The organism is Polynucleobacter sp. UK-Gri1-W3 (genome assembly GCF_018881595.1).
GTDB lineage: Bacteria > Pseudomonadota > Gammaproteobacteria > Burkholderiales > Burkholderiaceae > Polynucleobacter.
In genome coordinates this window covers 253,857-272,876 of record NZ_JACVQA010000006.1, presented here as the reverse complement: position 1 = coordinate 272,876, position 19,020 = coordinate 253,857, and the positions used below count along the sequence as shown (strand labels likewise).

25 protein-coding genes are annotated in these 19,020 nt (G+C 45.4%); 7 read left to right on the top strand and 18 right to left on the bottom strand.

Going from position 1 to position 19,020, the window contains the following annotated elements; genetic code table 11:
- The 4 genes from ICN36_RS06700 to ICN36_RS06685 all read right to left on the bottom strand — a co-directional run bounded on the left by ICN36_RS06700 (position 1) and on the right by ICN36_RS06685 (position 2,380).
- Positions 1–312, bottom strand: coding sequence for a hypothetical protein (locus tag ICN36_RS06700; protein WP_216227579.1), 312 nt, complete (start codon positions 310–312; stop codon positions 1–3).
- A gap of 78 nt (positions 313–390) precedes the next feature.
- A complete protein-coding gene (locus ICN36_RS06695; protein ID WP_216227578.1) occupies positions 391–561 on the bottom strand; it encodes a DUF2256 domain-containing protein in 171 nt (56 codons plus the stop codon).
- A gap of 5 nt (positions 562–566) precedes the next feature.
- Positions 567–2,114, bottom strand: a complete 1,548-nt coding sequence (locus tag ICN36_RS06690; protein ID WP_216227577.1) for a cryptochrome/photolyase family protein — start codon at positions 2,112–2,114, stop codon at positions 567–569.
- Complete coding sequence (locus tag ICN36_RS06685; protein WP_216227576.1) at positions 2,111–2,380, bottom strand: TIGR03643 family protein; 270 nt, start codon at positions 2,378–2,380, stop codon at positions 2,111–2,113. Before ICN36_RS06685 ends, ICN36_RS06690 begins: the two co-directional genes overlap by 4 nt.
- 41 nt (positions 2,381–2,421) lie before the next feature.
- Here ICN36_RS06685 and ICN36_RS06680 point away from each other — a divergent pair, with 41 nt between their 5' ends.
- Entirely contained in the window at positions 2,422–2,763 is a 342-nt protein-coding gene (locus ICN36_RS06680; RefSeq protein WP_216227575.1) for an HNH endonuclease, read from the top strand.
- A 138-nt stretch (positions 2,764–2,901) separates the two neighbouring features.
- Here ICN36_RS06680 and ICN36_RS06675 read toward each other — a convergent pair whose 3' ends face one another.
- The 3 genes from ICN36_RS06675 to ICN36_RS06665 all read right to left on the bottom strand — a co-directional run bounded on the left by ICN36_RS06675 (position 2,902) and on the right by ICN36_RS06665 (position 4,821).
- Positions 2,902–3,279: a hypothetical protein gene (locus ICN36_RS06675; protein ID WP_216227574.1), complete on the bottom strand. Its 378-nt coding sequence runs from the start codon at positions 3,277–3,279 to the stop codon at positions 2,902–2,904.
- Positions 3,279–3,506, bottom strand: a complete 228-nt coding sequence (locus ICN36_RS06670) for a hypothetical protein (protein WP_216227573.1) — start codon at positions 3,504–3,506, stop codon at positions 3,279–3,281. Before ICN36_RS06670 ends, ICN36_RS06675 begins: the two co-directional genes overlap by 1 nt.
- An 85-nt stretch (positions 3,507–3,591) precedes the next feature.
- On the bottom strand, positions 3,592–4,821 hold the full coding sequence (locus ICN36_RS06665) for a dicarboxylate/amino acid:cation symporter (RefSeq protein WP_216227572.1): 1,230 nt from the start codon (positions 4,819–4,821) through the stop codon (positions 3,592–3,594).
- Positions 4,822–4,951: 130 nt separating this feature from the next.
- On the opposite strand from ICN36_RS06665, the gene ICN36_RS06660 reads away from it, so the two are divergent.
- A complete protein-coding gene (locus ICN36_RS06660; protein ID WP_216227724.1) occupies positions 4,952–5,617 on the top strand; it encodes an alpha/beta hydrolase in 666 nt (221 codons plus the stop codon).
- On the opposite strand, the gene ICN36_RS06655 is transcribed toward ICN36_RS06660, so the two are convergent.
- The 4 genes from ICN36_RS06655 to pmbA are packed head-to-tail and all read right to left on the bottom strand — an operon-like array spanning position 5,610 to position 10,199.
- Positions 5,610–6,395: a sulfite exporter TauE/SafE family protein gene (locus ICN36_RS06655; protein ID WP_216227571.1), complete on the bottom strand. Its 786-nt coding sequence runs from the start codon at positions 6,393–6,395 to the stop codon at positions 5,610–5,612. The genes ICN36_RS06660 and ICN36_RS06655 overlap by 8 nt on opposite strands.
- Before the next feature lie 9 nt (positions 6,396–6,404).
- Positions 6,405–7,682, bottom strand: a complete 1,278-nt coding sequence (locus tag ICN36_RS06650; protein ID WP_216227723.1) for an NRAMP family divalent metal transporter — start codon at positions 7,680–7,682, stop codon at positions 6,405–6,407.
- Between the two features lie 43 nt (positions 7,683–7,725).
- A complete protein-coding gene (locus ICN36_RS06645; RefSeq protein WP_216227570.1) occupies positions 7,726–8,808 on the bottom strand; it encodes a TRAP transporter substrate-binding protein in 1,083 nt (360 codons plus the stop codon).
- A gap of 44 nt (positions 8,809–8,852) precedes the next feature.
- Positions 8,853–10,199, bottom strand: coding sequence for a metalloprotease PmbA (gene pmbA / locus ICN36_RS06640; protein ID WP_216227569.1), 1,347 nt, complete (start codon positions 10,197–10,199; stop codon positions 8,853–8,855).
- A gap of 26 nt (positions 10,200–10,225) precedes the next feature.
- Here pmbA and mog point away from each other — a divergent pair, with 26 nt between their 5' ends.
- Positions 10,226–10,858 carry a molybdopterin adenylyltransferase gene (gene mog / locus ICN36_RS06635; protein WP_216227568.1) on the top strand — a complete coding sequence of 211 codons (633 nt, stop codon included), beginning with the start codon at positions 10,226–10,228 and terminating at the stop codon, positions 10,856–10,858.
- 88 nt (positions 10,859–10,946) lie between these two features.
- Here mog and orn read toward each other — a convergent pair whose 3' ends face one another.
- Positions 10,947–11,570: an oligoribonuclease gene (gene orn / locus ICN36_RS06630; protein WP_216227567.1), complete on the bottom strand. Its 624-nt coding sequence runs from the start codon at positions 11,568–11,570 to the stop codon at positions 10,947–10,949.
- 15 nt (positions 11,571–11,585) lie between these two features.
- Between orn and ICN36_RS06625 the strand changes: the two genes are divergently transcribed.
- Together ICN36_RS06625 and rsgA are read left to right on the top strand one after the other, a co-directional pair.
- The gene (locus tag ICN36_RS06625) at positions 11,586–12,839 is read left to right on the top strand and encodes a M48 family metallopeptidase (RefSeq protein WP_216227566.1); all 1,254 of its coding nucleotides are present in this window, start codon (positions 11,586–11,588) and stop codon (positions 12,837–12,839) included.
- 2 nt (positions 12,840–12,841) lie between these two features.
- Positions 12,842–13,855: a ribosome small subunit-dependent GTPase A gene (gene rsgA, locus ICN36_RS06620; protein WP_216227565.1), complete on the top strand. Its 1,014-nt coding sequence runs from the start codon at positions 12,842–12,844 to the stop codon at positions 13,853–13,855.
- Here rsgA and ICN36_RS06615 read toward each other — a convergent pair.
- The 6 genes from ICN36_RS06615 to rpsP form a co-directional block, all read right to left on the bottom strand.
- Positions 13,800–14,759 (bottom strand): CobD/CbiB family protein, encoded by a 960-nt coding sequence (locus ICN36_RS06615; RefSeq protein WP_216227564.1) that lies wholly within the window; start codon positions 14,757–14,759, stop codon positions 13,800–13,802. The genes rsgA and ICN36_RS06615 overlap by 56 nt on opposite strands.
- Positions 14,756–15,493 (bottom strand): CoA pyrophosphatase, encoded by a 738-nt coding sequence (locus tag ICN36_RS06610; protein ID WP_216227563.1) that lies wholly within the window; start codon positions 15,491–15,493, stop codon positions 14,756–14,758. Before ICN36_RS06610 ends, ICN36_RS06615 begins: the two co-directional genes overlap by 4 nt.
- Positions 15,494–15,555: 62 nt before the next feature.
- A complete protein-coding gene (rplS, locus tag ICN36_RS06605; RefSeq protein ID WP_216227562.1) occupies positions 15,556–15,951 on the bottom strand; it encodes a 50S ribosomal protein L19 in 396 nt (131 codons plus the stop codon).
- Positions 15,952–16,087: 136 nt separating this feature from the next.
- A complete protein-coding gene (gene trmD / locus ICN36_RS06600) occupies positions 16,088–16,834 on the bottom strand; it encodes a tRNA (guanosine(37)-N1)-methyltransferase TrmD (RefSeq protein ID WP_216227561.1) in 747 nt (248 codons plus the stop codon).
- A gap of 22 nt (positions 16,835–16,856) precedes the next feature.
- The gene (gene rimM, locus ICN36_RS06595) at positions 16,857–17,423 is read right to left on the bottom strand and encodes a ribosome maturation factor RimM (protein WP_216227560.1); all 567 of its coding nucleotides are present in this window, start codon (positions 17,421–17,423) and stop codon (positions 16,857–16,859) included.
- A 92-nt stretch (positions 17,424–17,515) separates the two neighbouring features.
- Positions 17,516–17,761: a 30S ribosomal protein S16 gene (rpsP, locus tag ICN36_RS06590; RefSeq protein WP_216227559.1), complete on the bottom strand. Its 246-nt coding sequence runs from the start codon at positions 17,759–17,761 to the stop codon at positions 17,516–17,518.
- Positions 17,762–17,984: 223 nt separating this feature from the next.
- Between rpsP and ICN36_RS06585 the strand changes: the two genes are divergently transcribed.
- Complete coding sequence (locus ICN36_RS06585) at positions 17,985–18,515, top strand: META domain-containing protein (protein WP_216862050.1); 531 nt, start codon at positions 17,985–17,987, stop codon at positions 18,513–18,515.
- A 38-nt stretch (positions 18,516–18,553) separates the two neighbouring features.
- Positions 18,554–19,000 carry a hypothetical protein gene (locus tag ICN36_RS06580; RefSeq protein ID WP_216227558.1) on the top strand — a complete coding sequence of 149 codons (447 nt, stop codon included), beginning with the start codon at positions 18,554–18,556 and terminating at the stop codon, positions 18,998–19,000.
- Positions 19,001–19,020 lie beyond the last annotated feature (20 nt).

Below are 19,020 nucleotides of genomic sequence, written 5' to 3'. Positions count from 1 at the left end.
CTAGTAATTCACTCTTTGCCAGCCACTAGGGCAAGCTTGAGTTTGCGGATAGTAAAGCCCGTTTTCTGGACAATACGCAGCAGTTTGAGGTTGCGAAGGATAAACATACTGTGGGGTGTAATAAATAGGGGCAGGCCTATAGTACGCATGAGCCACAGCAACACCTGCAACTGCACCTACTGCAAATGGGGCCCAGCCGCCTCGCCAACCGCCACCATAGTAATACCCACCTCTCCAGCCATGAGCACTGGCCGATGTAACCAGTCCAGCTAGCATTACACCTGTAAGCAAACAAACGAGCATCTTCTTCATGCAGACCTCCCAGTCATAAAGGAACTCCATCCTTTCCTACATAACGGGTCAGGTTTATAGTGGGTTGACACTTCAAAATTAAATACTTTTTAAACCATCCGGAGACTTTTTAGCCCTACAAGCATCAGAGCAGTATTTGATTGATTCCCAGTTTTTAGCCCAGGATTTTCTCCAAGTCATTTCTTTATTGCAGACCACGCAGATCTTGCTTGGTAGAAAACTTTTATTTCCCTTGAATGATGTCTTCATATTGACTACAGATCATCCAATTGACTCAGAATGTGTTTGGCATGAAGTGTTATTTGTTGCTGATCCTCATCGCTGATTCTTTTGAGGTTGGCAGTCATTAACTTGGTCCTCGGGCTAGCTTCAAATTGCTCTCGATGCTTGATCAAGAAATTCCAATATAGGGTAGTCATAGGACATGCCTCATCGCCATAACGAACCTCAGGCTTGTATTTACAAGAACCGCAATAGTTGCTCATCCGCTTGATATATGCACCGCTCGCTATATAGGGCTTACTGGTAAACCGACCACCATTTGCAAATAAAGCCATGCCTGCTGTATTGGGCAGCTCAACCCATTCAATCGCATCCACATAGATCGCCAAATACCACTCACATACCTCCTGAGGCAGAATTTCTGCTAGGAGCGCAAAGTTGCCAGTCACCATCAAGCGCTGAATATGATGTGCATAGCCGTATTGCAGTGTTTGGCCAATCGCATCTTTCATACAGGCCATCTGGGTCTGTCCAGTCCAATACCATTTAGGCAATGGATTCTGGTGATCGTAATAATTATCTTGTGCCATCTGGGGCATATCTAGGTAATACATGCCACGTACAAACTCACGCCACCCTAATATTTGCCGAATGAAGCCTTCAACTGTCGATAGATCTAGAGAATACTTTTTCCAAGCGATGATGACTGCATCGACTACCTCACGGGGATTGAGTAACTTGAGATTGAGAGCGCTCGATAAAATAGAATGCCATCCGAATGGAGTCTTGGTCCACATAGCATCTTGATATACGCCAAAGTTTCTTAAGCGATATTCAACAAAATACTCCAGTGCTTGTATGGCTTGATCTCTAGTTACCGGCCAATTAAATGACTCTAATGATCCGGGGTGATCTGGATAAGTTTTTTCAACAAATACCAACACGCCCTGCGTGATAGCGTCAGCCTCAAACGCTGCCGGAGCATCAATGATGCCTGGCCCCTTTTTGGGATAAGGCTTACGGTTGTCTTGGTCAAAGTTCCATTGGCCACCCTCAGGGTTGCCCTCCCCGTCTACTAAGATATTGTGGCGCTTACGCATCAAGCGGTAAAAATACTCAAGCCGAAGTTCTTTTTTATTGGCAACCCATTCAACAAATTCCTGGCGCGAGCAATAGAAATGATCATCCTCAAGCATCTCGAGCTCAATGTTGAGCTCTGTAGCCAATGCTTCAATTGCCTGCTTTAAGCGCCACTCACCTGGCTCGATACAAACTAAGTGGCCTATATTCCTCTTCAGAATATGTTCTTTAAGAGTCTCTACAATCGATAACGAAGAATCTTGAATATACGTAAGAGGGTAGCCCAGCTTTTCAATGGCCTTCGCAAAGTGACGCATTGCTGAGAGAAATAAGGCAATTTTGGCTTTATGAGTCCAGACGTACTGAGCTTCATTGGCTGACTCAATCATGATGATTTCATCAGACTGTGAATTAAAGTTTCGCAAGGCGGAACTATTCAAGTCGAGTTGATCTCCCAGAATCAGAAATAAGCGCCCAGAAGACTTCACTTGCTGCTTCATTTATTTTTGTATTGGGTAGGGCAATATGCGCGAGTGACTTCTTCGCTGCGCAAGGCACTATGTTTGGTTGCCCTTCCAGTCACCCTCTTGCGCCAGAGCTCAAAGGAGCTGCGCTTGAGCTCTCTACGCATAATGGCAATCACTTGAGGCTCACCCAGGCCGAAGGTTTCTTCAATGGCATCAAATGGCGTACGGTCTTCCCAAGCCATTTCAATGAGGCGAGATAAATCTGGCTCTACGAGGGTTTTGGGGGTCGGTTTTGACACCCTGCAAGTTTAAGACTTATTTAATAAACTAGCTTGAACCCATGATTGGAAAAATTCGCCAAAAACTGATTGCATTAGATCAGCCCCTTTCACAACAGGCTGAGGCGCTCATTTGCCCAATTTGCGATCGAGTAATTCCAAATTCACAAAAGGATGCCCACCACCTTATACCCAAGTCCAAGGGCGGCAAAACTACTGAATATCTCCACCGTATTTGCCATAAGCAAATTCACGCTCTGTTTACTGAGTCGGAATTGGCCCAAAAATATCATCATGTCCAGATCTTGAGAGAGCATCCAGAAATGATGAAATTTATTCATTGGGTAGCATCTAAACCAGGTGCGTTTTATGAGAGGACTCGAAAAAGCGCACGACTTAAATAACCTGATTAGACCAATCTCATACCAGATGGAAAATTGTAGCGACGAATACCCGAAAACTCAGTACACAATTTTCCTTCTCGCAATGTAGAGAAAAAGTCTTGCTACGAGAATTTATTGTAATGAAAGCTTAGTCAGATTTCAGTGAGCCAAGTCTAGGCTTACCACTACAGCCGCCAATGCCGAAACCGAAGTAAATGCTTTTGCATTCACACCACCTGCATCAACATCTTCCCAGTTAAATTCCAGAGAAAAGTGAGCAGACTCAACGATGAGCTCATAGCTTGTCGACACTTTAATATTCTCATCCCCTTTAGGCTCTTCGCTAACTGGCACTCTCAGAGATTCAATAGCGGCAATTAATGTACTCACCTCATTGCTTGTTAGCTCTCGCGTACGCAGCACATCATCTGTGCGCTTAATGGAAATATTAGAGACTTCATCAATAGTCACTTCATACTGATTAAGGCCGAGATCTTCCCAAATAGTTAGTTCCAGGGCAATCGGATATGTCCTCATTAATCCACCTCGTCAATATGGGGTTCATCAAAATGTACTTTATTAGATGTAGCCCTTGCTTTTAGCTGTGTGGACTTGCTTTGAAGGATGCGGTAACTGCAATCTTCAGCGTGATTCTCTAACAAGCCAAAAATGATAGTAGTTGAAATTTTGCAATGCAGGCAACGATAGGCATGTTGATGCTCTTCAATTTTTTCCTGGGGATAGTCGATATAAAACGGCTTCATTGCAACCCTCTCTATCCAACTTAAATAATTGAAACCATCTTACACCCAAGCCTTGTGAAAGTGGGATTCATTTGAGGCTATTTACCTACCCCTCTAACTCGCCTTCCCATTTCGAGATCACAGCGGTTGCCAGACCGTTACCCAACACATTAGTCGCAGAACGCGCCATATCCAAGAAGTGATCTACCCCCAGAATTAATAGAACGCCTGCTTCTGGCAGATTAAATTGCGATAAAGTCGCGGCAATCACCACCAGTGAGGCACGCGGCACACCAGCTATACCCTTAGAGGTAATCATGAGCACCAGTAACATTAAGAGCTGCTGACTGAGCGCCATCTCAATACCGTATACCTGTGCAATAAAGAGTGCAGCAAATGTGCAATACATCATTGATCCATCTAAGTTAAATGAATATCCCACAGGTAAGACAAAAGAAGCAATTTTGTTTTTACAACCAAAGCGCTCTACTCTCTCTAAAGTCATTGGATAGGCCGCTTCAGAACTGGCAGTCGTGAAAGCCAGTAAGGCTGGTTCACGCAACATCTTCACCAAAGTCCAAGTACGATTTTTCAGCACCAAGGAACTAATTAAAATAATGACGATCCATAGGGTGAAAATGGCAGCATAGAAGCTAAGCATGAACTTGCCATAGGTCATCAATATACTCACGCCATTCTCAGCAATGACAGCTGAAACAGCAGAGAAGACGGCTATAGGAGCAAGCTTCATCACTGCTGTCGTGATCTTGAGCATGATGTGCGAGAGCATATCCAAATTGCGAATAAACTCATCGGCCCTAGCGCCCATGCCTGCCGCACTAACACCGAAGAAAACGGCAAAAACAACAATCTGCAAGATCTCATTTTTAGCCATCGCATCAAAGATGCTGACAGGGAATATATGACGTACAAAATCAGGAAGATTCAAGCTAGCCTTATTAAGGCCCGTGCTTGCCTCGATCGCAGGTAGCGCTAATTCCACACCAATGCCAGGCTTCAGAATATTAACCATCACTAAGCCAAGCAGTAAAGAAACAAGCGACATAGAAATAAACCAAGAGAAGGTTTTTAAACCCACGCGACCAATAGTCGAGGCATCCCCCATTTTGGCTATACCAACTACCAGAGTGGCAAATACCAAAGGAGCGATGATCATCTTGATTAAACGCAAGAAGACATCCGTCAGGATGGAAATATAAATGACATATTGATCAGGGAAAGGAGTGCCTGCACCATACAGATTTACAAGGTAGCCAACGAATACGCCCAGGACCATCGACCCCAGGATGAAGTTGGTTAGCTTTTTAGAGTTCATGTATGACCTGTATAAATGAGGGGTATTTGGTGATTCTACTCATCTTTAGACCCCGCCAGGCATTCAGACATAACCAGCAAGGGTAGATGGGTCGATAATGCTGAAATGACCTACCTTAGAGGATATGAATATGCTCCCGTGTATTGAATTGGAAACCGCCCCAAATCCAACCGCTGCCGTTATTTGGCTACATGGCCTAGGAGCCGACGGCAACGATTTTGTACCCATCGTCCCTGAACTCAAGCTAAGCGGATGCCCTGGTATTCGTTTTGTATTTCCGAGTGCACCAAGCATGCCAGTCACTGTCAATGGTGGCTATGTCATGCCAGCCTGGTATGACATTGTCGGCAGAAATCTCATGGATCAAGAGGATGCTGCTGGCATTCAAAAATCAGCAGCGTCTATTGTTGAATTGATTGAAAAAGAAGCTAGCCGCGGCATTGCATACGACAAGATTGTTTTGGCGGGATTTTCACAAGGCTGTGCAATGGCTTTACATATTGGCTTGCGCTTTCCGCACAAACTTGGAGGCATTATGGCTTTATCTGGCTATCTACCTCTGGCGATGACGGCTAATGTTCAAAAGCATTCAGCCAATTCCAATACGCCCATCTTTATGGCGCATGGCACCTATGATCCAGTGGTGACACTTGATCGCGCCCAAGCATCCCATGCCTTGTTAGAAAATATGGGCTATCAAGTGGACTGGAATGAATATCCGATGGAGCACTCGGTAAATCATGAAGAGCTAATGGATATCTCGCGCTTTTTACAAGAAGTATTGGCGGCTAAATAAGTCCATCTGAAATTAATTTGATACTGGCAATTAACAAAAAGAATCTCACTGTTCGGTAATACCATTTCATTGAGATTCTTTTGGCTAGATAAAAACCAAAGTAGACCCCTGCCGGCACACAAGGCAACAAGATAATGGAGGTTGCCAGCTGCCGGTAATTTAGTAGGTCTAAGTAGGCATAAGGACCTAGCTTCCCAAAGTTAATGATCGTGAAAAAGACCCCTAAGGTCGAGGTATAAACCATCGGCAAGAGCTTTTCTCTGAGCATATATACCGTGATCGGCGGACCGCCAATATGCGCAACAAAAGAAGTGAAGCCAGATGTCAATCCCATTGCACGCCCAAGCCAGGGATAGGATTTAGTCTCTTTCACATCCATGCGAGACATGGCAAGATTCTGAATCAAAAAGAGTAGGGTAAAAATCCCAATCGACAGAGTTAAGACCTGGGGTGTGATGGCAGTAAAGAAAATCATCCCTAATAAAAGCCCCACTATTGCTGGCGGAATAATGATCTTCAGAATGCGCCAATCAGCATTGCGAATGAAGCGACGTAAGCCCACTAAATCAATTGCGATTAACAGCGGCAACAGAATTGCCAATGCTTCATTAATACTGGATTGGCTTGCCATCAAAGGCAGAGAAAGAATACCCAGTCCGGCACCAAAGCCGCTTTTAGATATACCAACAATGATCACACTGATCACTGCACACACAAAAAATATAAGTGAATGGGCATGAAAAGACTGCGTTAAGGAGGTAAAGAATAAATCAAGCATCCAAAGATCTTACCAAGCTATGAATAAATAGGCAGCAGCCACAGCCATAAAGCCTGTCGCCAACCAACCCAGGATCCTCATGCTTAAGGAGGCCACATAAATACCCATGACAGATTGCTTGGAAGATAAGATCATAATTGCCACCATCAAGGGCACAGCAACAATGCCATTGATCACCGCACTCCAGAACAAGGCTTTCATAGGGCTAATGGGCGAGTACTGAATAGCAAGGGCAACTAATACGCTAAAAGCAATAATGGCGTAAAACTTACTTGCCTGAGCAGCCGAATCCTCCAGGCTTGAGCGCCAACCAAACACCTCAGATAAGGCGTAGGCAGCTGAACCTGCAAGCACAGGAACTCCCATCAGACCCACGCCCAATATCCCTAGTGCAAACAATAGGAAGGTAAATTCACCTGCAAGAGGTCTCAATGCCGATGCAGCTTGAGCGGCAGTATTGATATCCCTTATCCCAGCGGCATGAAGAGTGACTGCTGTCGCAAGAATAATGCAGTACGCAGCGACATTTGAGTACAGCATACCGCTCCAGGTATCCCAATGAATTCTTCGAAGCTCCGCACTTGTCTCTGCAGGATTCTTTTGCTCAAGTAGGCTTGGCTGCCCATGCAAATTCATATCCTCTACTTCTTGAGACGATTGCCAAAAAAATAAATAGGGGCTAATAGTGGTGCCAAAGATACCAACCACTACTGCAGCAGAATCCGCACCCCACGAGATTTGAGGAAAGAAGGTACTCCAAATGACATCACCCCAAGGAATATGAACGGTAAAGAGCACTGCGCCATAAGCCAATAAAGAGAGGGACAGCCATTTCAAAAAGAATACATAGTGACGATATGGGATGAGTATCTGCAAAACTAAGGTCAACAAGACGAAGAGGCCCGTCATGATGTGCCAATTAATGCCAGTAACCAGCTGCGCAACCTCACCCATCGCAGCAATATCAGCAGCAATGTTCAGAACATTTGCAACCAACAGAAGCAATACAAGAGTTACAAGTACCGCCGGATGGAAGGCGAGCTTCATATTGGCAGACAGACCACGCCCCGTTACTCTACCCATACGTGCACACAAGACCTGAATAGTCGACATTAAAGGGTATGCAAATGGCATAGTCCACAGCATGTTTAAACCAAACTGCGCCCCCGCTTGAGAGTAAGTAACAATCCCACTGGGATCATCATCTGCAACACCGGTGACTAATCCTGGCCCCACACGAGACAAGGGATGTCGTTTAATGCGAACCCAAACTTCAGAGAGATTCATTTGGGCTGCAAGAGTATGGAAGTCATCTGCTGAGAATTTTTTCTCAAAGTTTTTTAGTAAAACTGTATTGAGCAAATGCTTGCTCAGCAACATTAAACCACTGTGCTTCCATGTTTCTAAAAGCGCGATAGTCATCAAAAATCTTTTTGAATTGGGGGTTCTTAGCAGACTCTTCAGCATAAGTATCTTGGCTGGCTTTAAAACAAGCATCTAGGACTGAAGTATTGAACTTGCGTAGTACGGCGCCATTTTGCAAAAGGCGTTGTAACGCAGGTGGATTAAGCGCATCGTACTTAGCGCACATATCGGTATGCGCTTCAAAACAAGCCGCTTCCCATGCAGCCTGGTAGGAAGGCGGTAGTGAATCCCACTGCTTCTTGTTGACCAAGAAAGAAAGTCCTGCAGCGCCTTCCCAAAAGGCTGGGTAATAGTAATTTTTCGCTACCTTAGCTAGACCCAATTTCTCATCATCGTATGGTCCAACGAATTCAGCAGCATCGATCGTGCCCTTTTCTAAGGCAGAATAAATCTCACCAGCAGGAAGCTGTTGTGGGAGAACACCCAGTTTTGCGAGCACCTGGCCAGCAAAGCCAGCAATACGGAATTTCAGTCCTTTGAGGTCTTCTGGAGATTTAATTTCTTTTCGAAACCAGCCGCCCATTTGCGTACCAGTTTGACCGCCCAAAAAATTAACAATGTTGTAACTGGCATAAAGTTCGCGCATTAACTTCATACCATTACCATGAAGCATCCATGCAGATTGCTGGCGAGCCGTCATACCAAATGGAGCGGCAGTATCAAAAATAAATGCGCTGTTTTTACCTAGATAGTAATAACTAGCGGTATGTCCACACTCAACTGTACCGTTTTGGACAGCATCCAATACTTGAAGTGGTGGTACCACTTCGCCGGCTGCAAATACTTTGACGTTAAATTTACCATCAGTCGCCTTACGCAAAGCGCTGGCAAATACTTCAGGAGTACCAAATAAGGTATCTAAGGATTTGGGGAAGCTGGATACTAGGCGCCAATTTAATGTTGGCAGACTTTGAGCAATGGATGGCGCGGCTAAGGCTGCGGCTCCCGCTCCAATAGTGGCTTGCTTTAAAAATGAACGTCTTTGCATTACCGTCTCCCTTTAAAAATCATCGGTCTGTATTATTTACTTGTTTATTTTCCGCCAACCGTCATCGAGCCTAGCAAGATAGATCCGGTTTCTTTAGTGCCACGAATCAATGTATCACTACCAATCAGCTCAATATCCATCAACATATCGCGCAAGTTACCAGCGATCGTAACTTCTTCAACTGGGTACTGAATTTCTCCATTCTCCACCCAGTAGCCAAATGCACCACGTGAATAATCACCCGTTACATAATTAACACCCTGCCCCATTAACTCAGTGACCAGTAAGCCGGTACCCATTTCCTTTAGCAATGCTGGTAAACCACCTTTCGGCGTTTTCTTACTCTGTAAAGTAAGGTGATGTGATCCACCAGCATTGCCAGTAGTCTTCATACCCAACTTACGCGCAGAATAAGTTGATAAAAAATATCCCTCGAGTATTCCTTTATCTACCACTGTACGAGCAGATGTTTTGACACCCTCCTCATCAAACGGCGCACTACCAGTCATGGCCTTTAGATGCGGATCTTCAAATAAGCTGATATGTTTTGGCAATACCTGCTTACCTAAACTATCGAGCAAAAAGCTAGAGCGACGATAGAGTGCGCCACCCGAAACCGCCTGTACCAGTCCACCCAATAAGCCTGCCGCCAAAGGAGCTTCAAAGATGACCGGGCAACGCCGAGTACTTAAAGACCTTGCCTTTAGGCGTGATAGGGCCCTTTGAGCTGCATACACTCCAATTGCTGCAGGATCAGCTAACTCTTCAGGAATACGAGAGCTGGAGTACCAATCATCCCGCTGCATGTGAGCCTTCTTCCCACCTGAGCTTGCAATCGGTGCGCAAGAAATATAGTGACGAGAAAATGGATAGCCGCCCATAAAACCATGGGAGGTACCCATCATGAAATGGGCATGATGTGCAGATACTGATGCGCCATCACTATTCTGAATTTGTTTGCTGACAGAAAAAGCAGCGCCTTCTGCAATGCGAGCAATTTCTACAGCGCGGCTTGCATCCAAATTCCATGGATGAAATAAATCTAAATCGAGTGGATTTTTTTCTAGGAGCTCAGCTTCTGCAGGTCCAGCGCAAAGATCTTCTGCCGTATGTTGGGCAATGTGATAAGCAGCATCTACCGTGGCCTTTAAAGATTCTTTAGAAAAATCACTCGTGCTGGCGTTGCCACGATGGTGACCCAAAAATACAGTAACCCCGACTTGCTTATCCAAGCTTTGCTCGATGGTCTCAACCTCTCCTTTACGAACGGTAACGGAAAGACCTTGCCCCTCGGAAACTTCAGCAACGGCATCTGAGGCACCCCTTCTTTTGGCCTCTTTGAGCATGAAATCGATGATTTCTTGAAACTGGTTGGATGTGTATGTAAACATGCCTCAATAATAGCTAGAATAGAAACATGAAGCATACAGAAGCCCTAAAACGAAATAGCCCAAATGAGGTCAAAATCGGCCTCATTTCCATCTCAGATCGTGCCAGTAAAGGCGTTTATCAGGACGAAGGCATCCCCGCCCTGCAAACATGGCTTGTGAAGGCCATCAACAATCCCTGCGTCTTTCATGAACGGCTCATTGCCGATGAGTTAGAAATCATTACTGAGACGATCGTTGAGCTAGTAGATGAGCTAGGTTGTGACTTAGTCCTTAGTACAGGTGGTACAGGCCCCTCCAGAAGAGATGTCACCCCAGAGGCAACTCGCGAAGCTGGAACCCGGGAGATGCCAGGTTTTGGTGAGCAAATGCGTCAAATTAGCCTGCACTTTGTACCTACTGCAATCCTCTCTCGACAAACTGCCGTCCTCAGGGAGATTGAAGATCATGCCGCCCTGGTGATCAATCTACCGGGACAGCCTAAAGCGATTGCTGAAACATTGGAAGGTCTTAAGGATGAAAATGGCAAATCGATTGTTCCAGGCATCTTTGCTGCGGTACCTTACTGCATCGATTTAATCGGCGGCCCCTATATTGAAACCGATGAAACGGTCATTAAAGTCTTTAGACCGAAAAGTGCCATTAAGAAATCTGGAATTTGATTCTTTTGAACTCATAAAGAAAAGGCCCACACTGTGGGCCTTGTTTATTCCGACTACTCCGTCTATTGCATCTTGCTTTTCGATCCGCTCACTGCGGTAACGGCACAATAAACTTCTCACGGTAATACTTAAGCTCTTCAATAGACTCTTCGATATCCGCTAATGCTGTATGAGCCTGGTTCTTAGTAAAGCCTTTGACCAACTCAGGATGCCAACGTTTACATAGCTCTTTCAAAGTCGACACATCAATATTTCGATAATGAAAGTAGGCCTCTAGTTTTGGCATGTACTTTGCCATAAAGCGCCTGTCTTGCCCAATCGTATTGCCACACATGGGCGCAATGCCTGCCTTAATATATTTCTTCAGAAAAGCGATACATTCGGCCTCAACTGTTGCCTCATCCAGAGTGGATGCCTTTACTTTTTCAATCAAGCCAGAACGACCATGGGTGCCCTTATTCCAGGCGTCCATTGCGTCTAAAAGTGCATCCTCTTGATGCACCACCCAAACTGGCGCCGTAGCGATAGTATTGAGATGGGCGTCGGTCACAATGATGGCAATTTCTAGAATCCGCTCTGTTTCTGGGTTTAGGCCCGACATTTCCATGTCAACCCATATCAGGCGTTCATTGGCTGGTGCCGCCTTGGTTGCTGAAGTTGCTGAAGTTGCTGCGCTTGCTGTGGTTGCTGTAATGTTAGTTTGCTCGCTCATATCTATAATGATCTCATGACATTCACAATTGTTTTTCTAATCGCCTTTATTGCTAGTTTTGGCTTGCGCCACTGGCTGTCCCAACGTCAAATTCGCTATGTAGCGCAGCATCGCGATGCTGTACCAGCTGATTTCGCTGAAAAAGTGACTCTCGCCGAGCATCAAAAAGCAGCTGACTACACTATCGCCAAATTACGCCTAGGTATTTTAGAGAATGGGGTTAGCGCCATCATTTTAATTGGCTTCACCTTATTGGGTGGGCTACAGATTCTGAACATGGCATTACTGCAATTTTTGGGCGAAGGCATTGCTCAGCAAATTGCCCTGCTAGTTTCCATCGCGATCATCTCCGGCATTATTGATATTCCTTTCTCTTGGTACAAACAGTTCCATCTGGAAGAGCGCTTTGGCTTTAATCGTATGAATAAGACGCTCTTTTTCTCTGATATGTTCAAAGGGCTAGGTTTAGGGGGTGCCATTGGCATTCCGCTGCTCTGGGTTATTTTGACCTTGATGGCTAAGACAGGAGACTTATGGTGGCTGTGGGCATGGTTAGTACTGACCATTTTTAGCTTGCTCATGCAGTGGATCTTCCCAACCTTTATTGCACCCCTTTTTAATAAGTTTCAAGCCTTAGATGAAGGTCCTTTGAAGACGCAGATTGAAGCATTGCTTGCACGTTGTGACTTTGCGAGTCAGGGCCTATTTGTCATGGATGGCAGCAAACGTAGCGCCCATGGCAATGCCTTTTTCGCTGGCATGGGCAAGGCAAAGCGGATTGTATTTTTTGATACCTTAATTGAAAAACTTAACCCAGGCGAAGTGGAGGCTGTACTCGCACACGAGCTTGGTCACTACAAATGCAAGCATATTCGTAAACGCCTCTTGGTCTCATTTGCCCTGAGCTTTGCGATGTTCGCCCTCTTAGGCTGGATTAGCACCAAGGTTTGGTTCTATACAGATTTAGGCGTCATGCCTAATCTCAATGGTTATAACGGCGGCCTAGCTTTGGCACTCTTCATGCTCGTCTCACCAGTGTTTAGCTTTTTCTTCACACCGCTCTCTAGTTTGGCATCACGCAAACATGAGTATGAGGCTGACGGATTTGCTGCGGAAAAATCTTCAGCAAAAGATTTGATTACTGCGCTAGTCAAACTGTATCAAGACAATGCATCAACCTTAACACCGGATCCAATCTATACAGCTTTTTATAGCTCGCATCCGCCTGCGCCACTGCGCATTGCTAATTTGCAACGGTTTAGTTCATAACGATGGAACAGTTTCATGCGCTACTAATTGCCTCCTACGGAAGGCATTATTTAGCGCAGCGTTTGGTAGCAGATGCTGAAGGTTGTGAATCACCCGCTGGCTCATTGATTCAGGTAAGTACACCTGCCAAGCAACATATTGGTGCCGTTGGTGATCGCATGCTATTAGAAATGACTTCAGCCGATCAAGCCCGCATCATTCAAATTGAACCCCGAGAAAACCTTCTCTATCGCTCTGATGCCTTTAAGAGCAAGCTGATTGCATCTAACGTTGATCAGATCTTGGTAGTGCTCGCAACACAACCTGCTTTCTCACCAGATCTTTTAGGAAGGGCAGTAGTAGCCGCAGAAGCCAATCAAATTGGCCTTCATATTTTGCTCAATAAATGTGATCTCAAAGATAACTTAGAGCATGCACGCAAAATCATTGCGCCTTACGCTCGGATGGGATATCAGGTCAGCGAAGTCTCAGCCAAGTTTGATCCAACCTCGATTGATTCTTTACGCACAGCTCTGCAAGGTAAGGTCTCAGTCTTTGTCGGTCAATCTGGGATGGGCAAGTCCAGCCTTTTAAATGCATGGATACCGAATGCTGCAGCATTGACCCAAGAATATTCTGTACGTTTAGATACTGGCAAACATACGACTACTGCCTGTCGTTACTTTGAATTACCCGAGTCCTGGGGTAGAGATGAGACCGGTAAGCTTGGCGCCCTGATTGATTCACCAGGCTTTCAGGAGTTTGGTTTGGCTCATATGTCCGTGAGTGAATTGCAACATGCCTTTAGAGAATTTAAAGACCTGCTTGGAAAGTGTCGCTTTCACAATTGTGCGCATTTATCGGAGCCAGATTGCGCCGTTCGTGAAGCGGTAGACAAAAATGAAATAGCGCCAGAAAGACTGACGCTATTTAGACAATTGCACTCAGATTCAAAAACAGCTGATGTACAAATTCAGGGAATTAGCCAAGCCAAAGAGCGATGGTCAGCATTAGCAACAAAGCCATCCAAGCGATAACTAAGCGCCACACCAATCCCACCGCGGAGCGCATGGTGCGCTCAGTAGGCTCAAGACCTACCTCATAGACAACCGGCTCACCAGCCTCAGCCATACGCAAAGCTTCATCGCTATCTGGCTCACTCATTGGCTCACCCAGGCGAACACCCAATGCGCCACTGCCCGCAGCCAAAATCACTGCTGACAAAGAGTCGGACCATTTTTGCGTGAGATAACGCCAGCCGTATACAGCGCCCTCGAAGTTACCGACAATAGCAAAGCCCATTGCGGTAATGCGTGCAGGAACCCAATCTAAAACATAGAAAAAATGACGAGCAGACTCACTGAGGTTGTAGTCGCCACGCTCAGACCAGCGTTGCGCAGCGATATCCGCTAAGCGATAGAGCACAACACCAGCAGGACCCATTGGCATCATGAACCAGAACAACACACCAAAGACATGGTGATGTGAACCGATGATGGCGCGCTCTAAGGCCAAGGAAATCACTTCTGTCTCAGTAAGATTAGACGTATCTAACTCAGGACCGTACCAATCACTTAGAGCAAGGCGAGCCGCTGGTAAATCATGCGCTTCGATTGCTTCGTGAACAGCAGTAAAGGAATGACTGAACTGACGAAAGCCAAAGAACAAATAGGCAATGACGATGTTCCAAATGAAGCCCAAAATTGGATAAGTCACCATACAAGTGACGTACACAATAAAGACTAAAAAGGTAGGCAGTATGAAAGCGACTAAGCAGGCTATACGAGCGCCCACAGGACTTGCACCATCTTCAGTCTTGCCACCGAACTCAGCAGCAACCCAATCTAACCAGCGAGCACAGACACGCGCAATCCAATGGCTTGAAGTGACTGGGCGATATTGCTCAGCAATGAGGGCGAAGAGAATAGAAAAGAAAGTCATACTTTTAATAAATGATATAGGTTACGCAACATTCCCGCAGTAGCACCCCAAATAAAGCGGTTCTCATAGGGCATTGAATAAAAACGTCGCCCACCCTGCTCACTTTGCCACAATCTGACCTGATGATTGGCGGGATCCAGCAAAAAACTTAGCGGCACTTCAAATACATCGGCCACCTCAAACTCATCCAAGACATATTCTGCCTGAGCTTGAACCAATCCTACTACTGGAGTGACGCTATACCCAGAAACTGTCAAATACTGTGGCAGATGACCAATAATCTCGACTCGCTCAGGATCTAATCCGATTTCTTCCTGACTTTCACGTAAGGCAGTGTCATTCGGGTTTTGATCTTCAGGATCCATGCGGCCTCCTGGAAAACTAATCTGCCCCGCATGATCGCGTAAATGATTGGTTCTTTGCGTTAGCAACACCGACAAACCCTCTTCCCTCAATAGAAGGGGAATGAGCACTGCAGCTTTAGTCACTTTTCCAACAGCTTGACGCTTCGCAATAATGTCAGACGCAATCACATGACGGTTTTCATCTGTAATTTCTGGCTGCCATTGCGGCGGCGATTGCAGACGGGCCTTTAAACCAGCTGGCTCCAAAAATTCTTTTGCCACCTTTTTTTCGTGAGCGCACACTTGATGAATCGGGATTGCTTGCGCATCAAATCCTAAAGGCGCAGCGACGTTAATTGCATTGTCTTCTGGGCTAGGTGTCTTGGGCATGTTCATATTCTAAGGCAACAAAAAAGGCGACCTAAGCCGCCTTTTTTACTTCAAGCCGTAATTTATACCGCGGCTGGAGCTGCCACTGCGGCTTTACGCGCAGGAAGCTTCTCTTTAATACGTGCAGACTTACCAGAGCGATCACGCAAGTAGTACAACTTAGCACGACGCACATCACCGCGACGCTTCACTTCAATACCAGCGATCAATGGTGAGTAAGTTTGGAATGTACGCTCTACACCTTCGCCAGATGAAATCTTGCGAACGATAAAGCTAGAATTGAGTCCGCGATTGCGCTTAGCAATCACAACGCCTTCAAAGGCCTGGGCACGCTTACGTGTACCCTCAACTACGTTTACGCTAACAACTACAGTATCGCCAGGAGCAAAGCTTGGCAAAACCTTGTTAGCACTTAAGCGAGCAATTTCTTCTTGCTCAATTTTTTCAATTAAATTCATTTTTAATCCTTAAACATCTTATTAGCGTTTAATTCCGAGATATAAATCAACGGACCTAATAGAGGATGCAGTTAAAACAATTTCACTAAACCAAAAACCAAACTACTTATTCACTACTGCACACTAATGAAAGTATTTACAGAGAGCGAAGAAATTGTTCATCTTCTCGGGTTAGCAACCCTTTGGCTCTAGCCGATTCAATTAAGTCCGGCCTTAACCTGAACGTCAGCTCTAAAGACTTCTGCCGACGCCAATCCGCTATTTTAGCGTGATGTCCGCCTAAAAGCACGTCCGGGACAGATAAATTTTCATATATTTCTGGGCGGGTGTAGTGCGGATAGTCCAAAAGACCGTTCATAAAGCTGTCCTGGGAAGCAGATTCCCCATCTCCAAGGGCTCCTGGAATCAACCTAATCACCGCATCCATCATAGCCATAGCGGGAATTTCGCCCCCAGAAACCACAAAATCACCGATAGAAAGCTGTAAATCCACATTTCGATCAACAAAACGTTGGTCAATAGCTTCATATCGACCACAAATAAAGCTTAAATTGCCATAATTTAGGATATCTGTCGCTATCTTCTGGGAAAAACGCTCACCCTGGGGTGCCAACAAGCAAATGGGGCCACTTTGAATACCTGACTCCTGGTGGGAGGCCTTAATTCCAGCAACGGTATCTTCTAAGGGCTTGGCCATCATGACCATGCCAGGTCCGCCCCCATAAGCACGGTCATCTACTGTTTTGCGAGGATCTGAGCAAAAATCACGGGGATTCCAAAGGTGAACGCTAGCAAGTGAATGTTCACAAGCGCGACCGGTAATGCCCCACTTCGTTAAAGCAGCGAACATTTCTGGAAATAAGGTTACGACATCAAAGCGCATATTCGTAGCTATTTATGAAGGGCTATTGCCAGTCAGACTGCCAATCGAGGGTAATCGTTTTATTTGGTAGGTCGACGTTTTGCACCACTTCTTTTACGAATGGCACTAAGTATTTAATCGTCTTTGTTTGCGCATCGCCGATAGCGACAACACCATGTGCGCCATTCTCAGTGACATCAATCACTTCACCAAGTGCTTCGCCTTGCAAGTTCACTGCATTGCATCCAATGAGGTCTACCCAGTAATACGAATCGCTTTCCACCTTTGGAAAAGCATCACGTGCCACTAAGATGCGTGAACCTTTTAATGCCAATGCTTGATCGCGATCACTGACACCCTCAAGTGTCATGACAACGTTACCACTATGCATCTTGGCGTTTTTAACTTTGTACTGCGTCAGTGAGGCTTGTGCTTGAGACGCAGAAACGCCCGCATCCCGACGAGGGATCAAGGACAGCCAAATTGACTTAGAAGAAAGAAGTGCTACAGGCTCTGATGAGTGAGGTCTAACCTTCACTTGACCCTGCAATCCTTGTGCCTCAGATATAGCGCCAAGTTCAATCAATTCATCTATGGAAGGCGTACTCATTTTTAAGACACCTTATTTTTCCAAGATAGAACTACTAGAAATTCTGTCACTAAAAGCTTCATCACATCGACGAAGCTTTTAGTAATTGAATATTAAACAGCTGGATTGTTTTTGATCAAACGAGTTATTGTTGGAGAGATTTGCGCGCCAACACCAGTCCAGTAAGTCAAACGATCTTGAGCAATGCGCATTGCTTGCTCAGTTGCCGCTGCTTGTGGATTGAAGTAACCAATACGCTCGATAAAGTTCGAGTCACGACGGTTGCGCTTATCAGTAGCAACGATGCTGTAAAAAGGGCGCTTCTTAGAACCGCCGCGTGCCAGTCGAATGACGACCATACTTATTCCTTAAAATCTAAAATGAAAACAGGTTGATTACAACCCAATGAAATTTCTACAAAAACCTTGGGCTCCAGCTCACCAAATAAAGATAAGGTAGAGCGGAAAACCTCATATTCTAGACGAAAACCCCTACTTCTTCCACCTATTTAAGCATCATAGACAGTAGAATAGAACGCGTACTTTATTAAATTTTACATTAAAAACAATAACTTAGGTAAATATGGACCTTAAATCTAACCTTTCAGACTCGATCGGAATATCCTTAAATAGGCTCTTTCTGATACTTTCTTGCCTAAGTCTTGGGTTTTTAGTCGGCTGCGCCGACGTTATTCCCCCTTGCGGCGCCAAAATCAGCCCACCAAGCAGTGAGCTCAAAAATACTAAATGGGAGCTCACCCGCTGGAACCTACCTCCCAATAGCTATGGCGAGGTGCGTACACGCCAGATTCCCCAGGGCGATGCCAGTAACCCTATACAAATCATTTTTGATGCCAGTGGGCAACGTCTGAGTGGCTCGACAGGATGCAATCGCTTTACCGCAACAATTGATGAAGACGGTCGCGGATTTTCCCTCAAACAAATCGTCAGCACTAAGATGGCTTGCAGTCCACAACGTATGGAATTAGAGAATGATTTCCTTTACGAATTGAATGACTATCGCAACATTGTGCGCAATGGCGACCAACTACTCATGATTGGTACCGATCGTGAAGTGCTCAGCTTTACTCAAAAACAAAATACTAATAAATAAGCCTTTAACAATTCATTCGCGATATCACTGAAAGACTCATGAAAAAATCTAAACTTCTTTTTTGCGCACTCGGATTATTCTTTCCAGGCAGCGGTCTCAACTGCTTCTATTTGCAAGGACTGAAATCTTTTTGGGCATGGGTGCAGCTATTCGCCCTCATTGGGGGTGCGGCTGGCTGGATCATTCTTAAAGATGCTCACTTTCATTCTGCGCCAGGATGGATACTCATTACCTTTGGCTTTATTGCCATTGAAGCAAGCTGGCTAACTACCATTGCATTCGGACTTCGCCTTGATGAAAAATGGGATGCCCAATTTAATCCTGGGATTGAAGAACATCGTCGCAGTCGCTCTGGATGGCCAGTAATATTGACAGTCATTTTCTCGCTCGTCTTTGGTGCTGGCGTGATGATGACTTTTTTAGCAATCTCCTTTGAGCAATTCTTTATCTCGCAAATCCACGAGGCAAAAAAGCTATCCCAATAATTGCAGATAGCTTTTCTTAT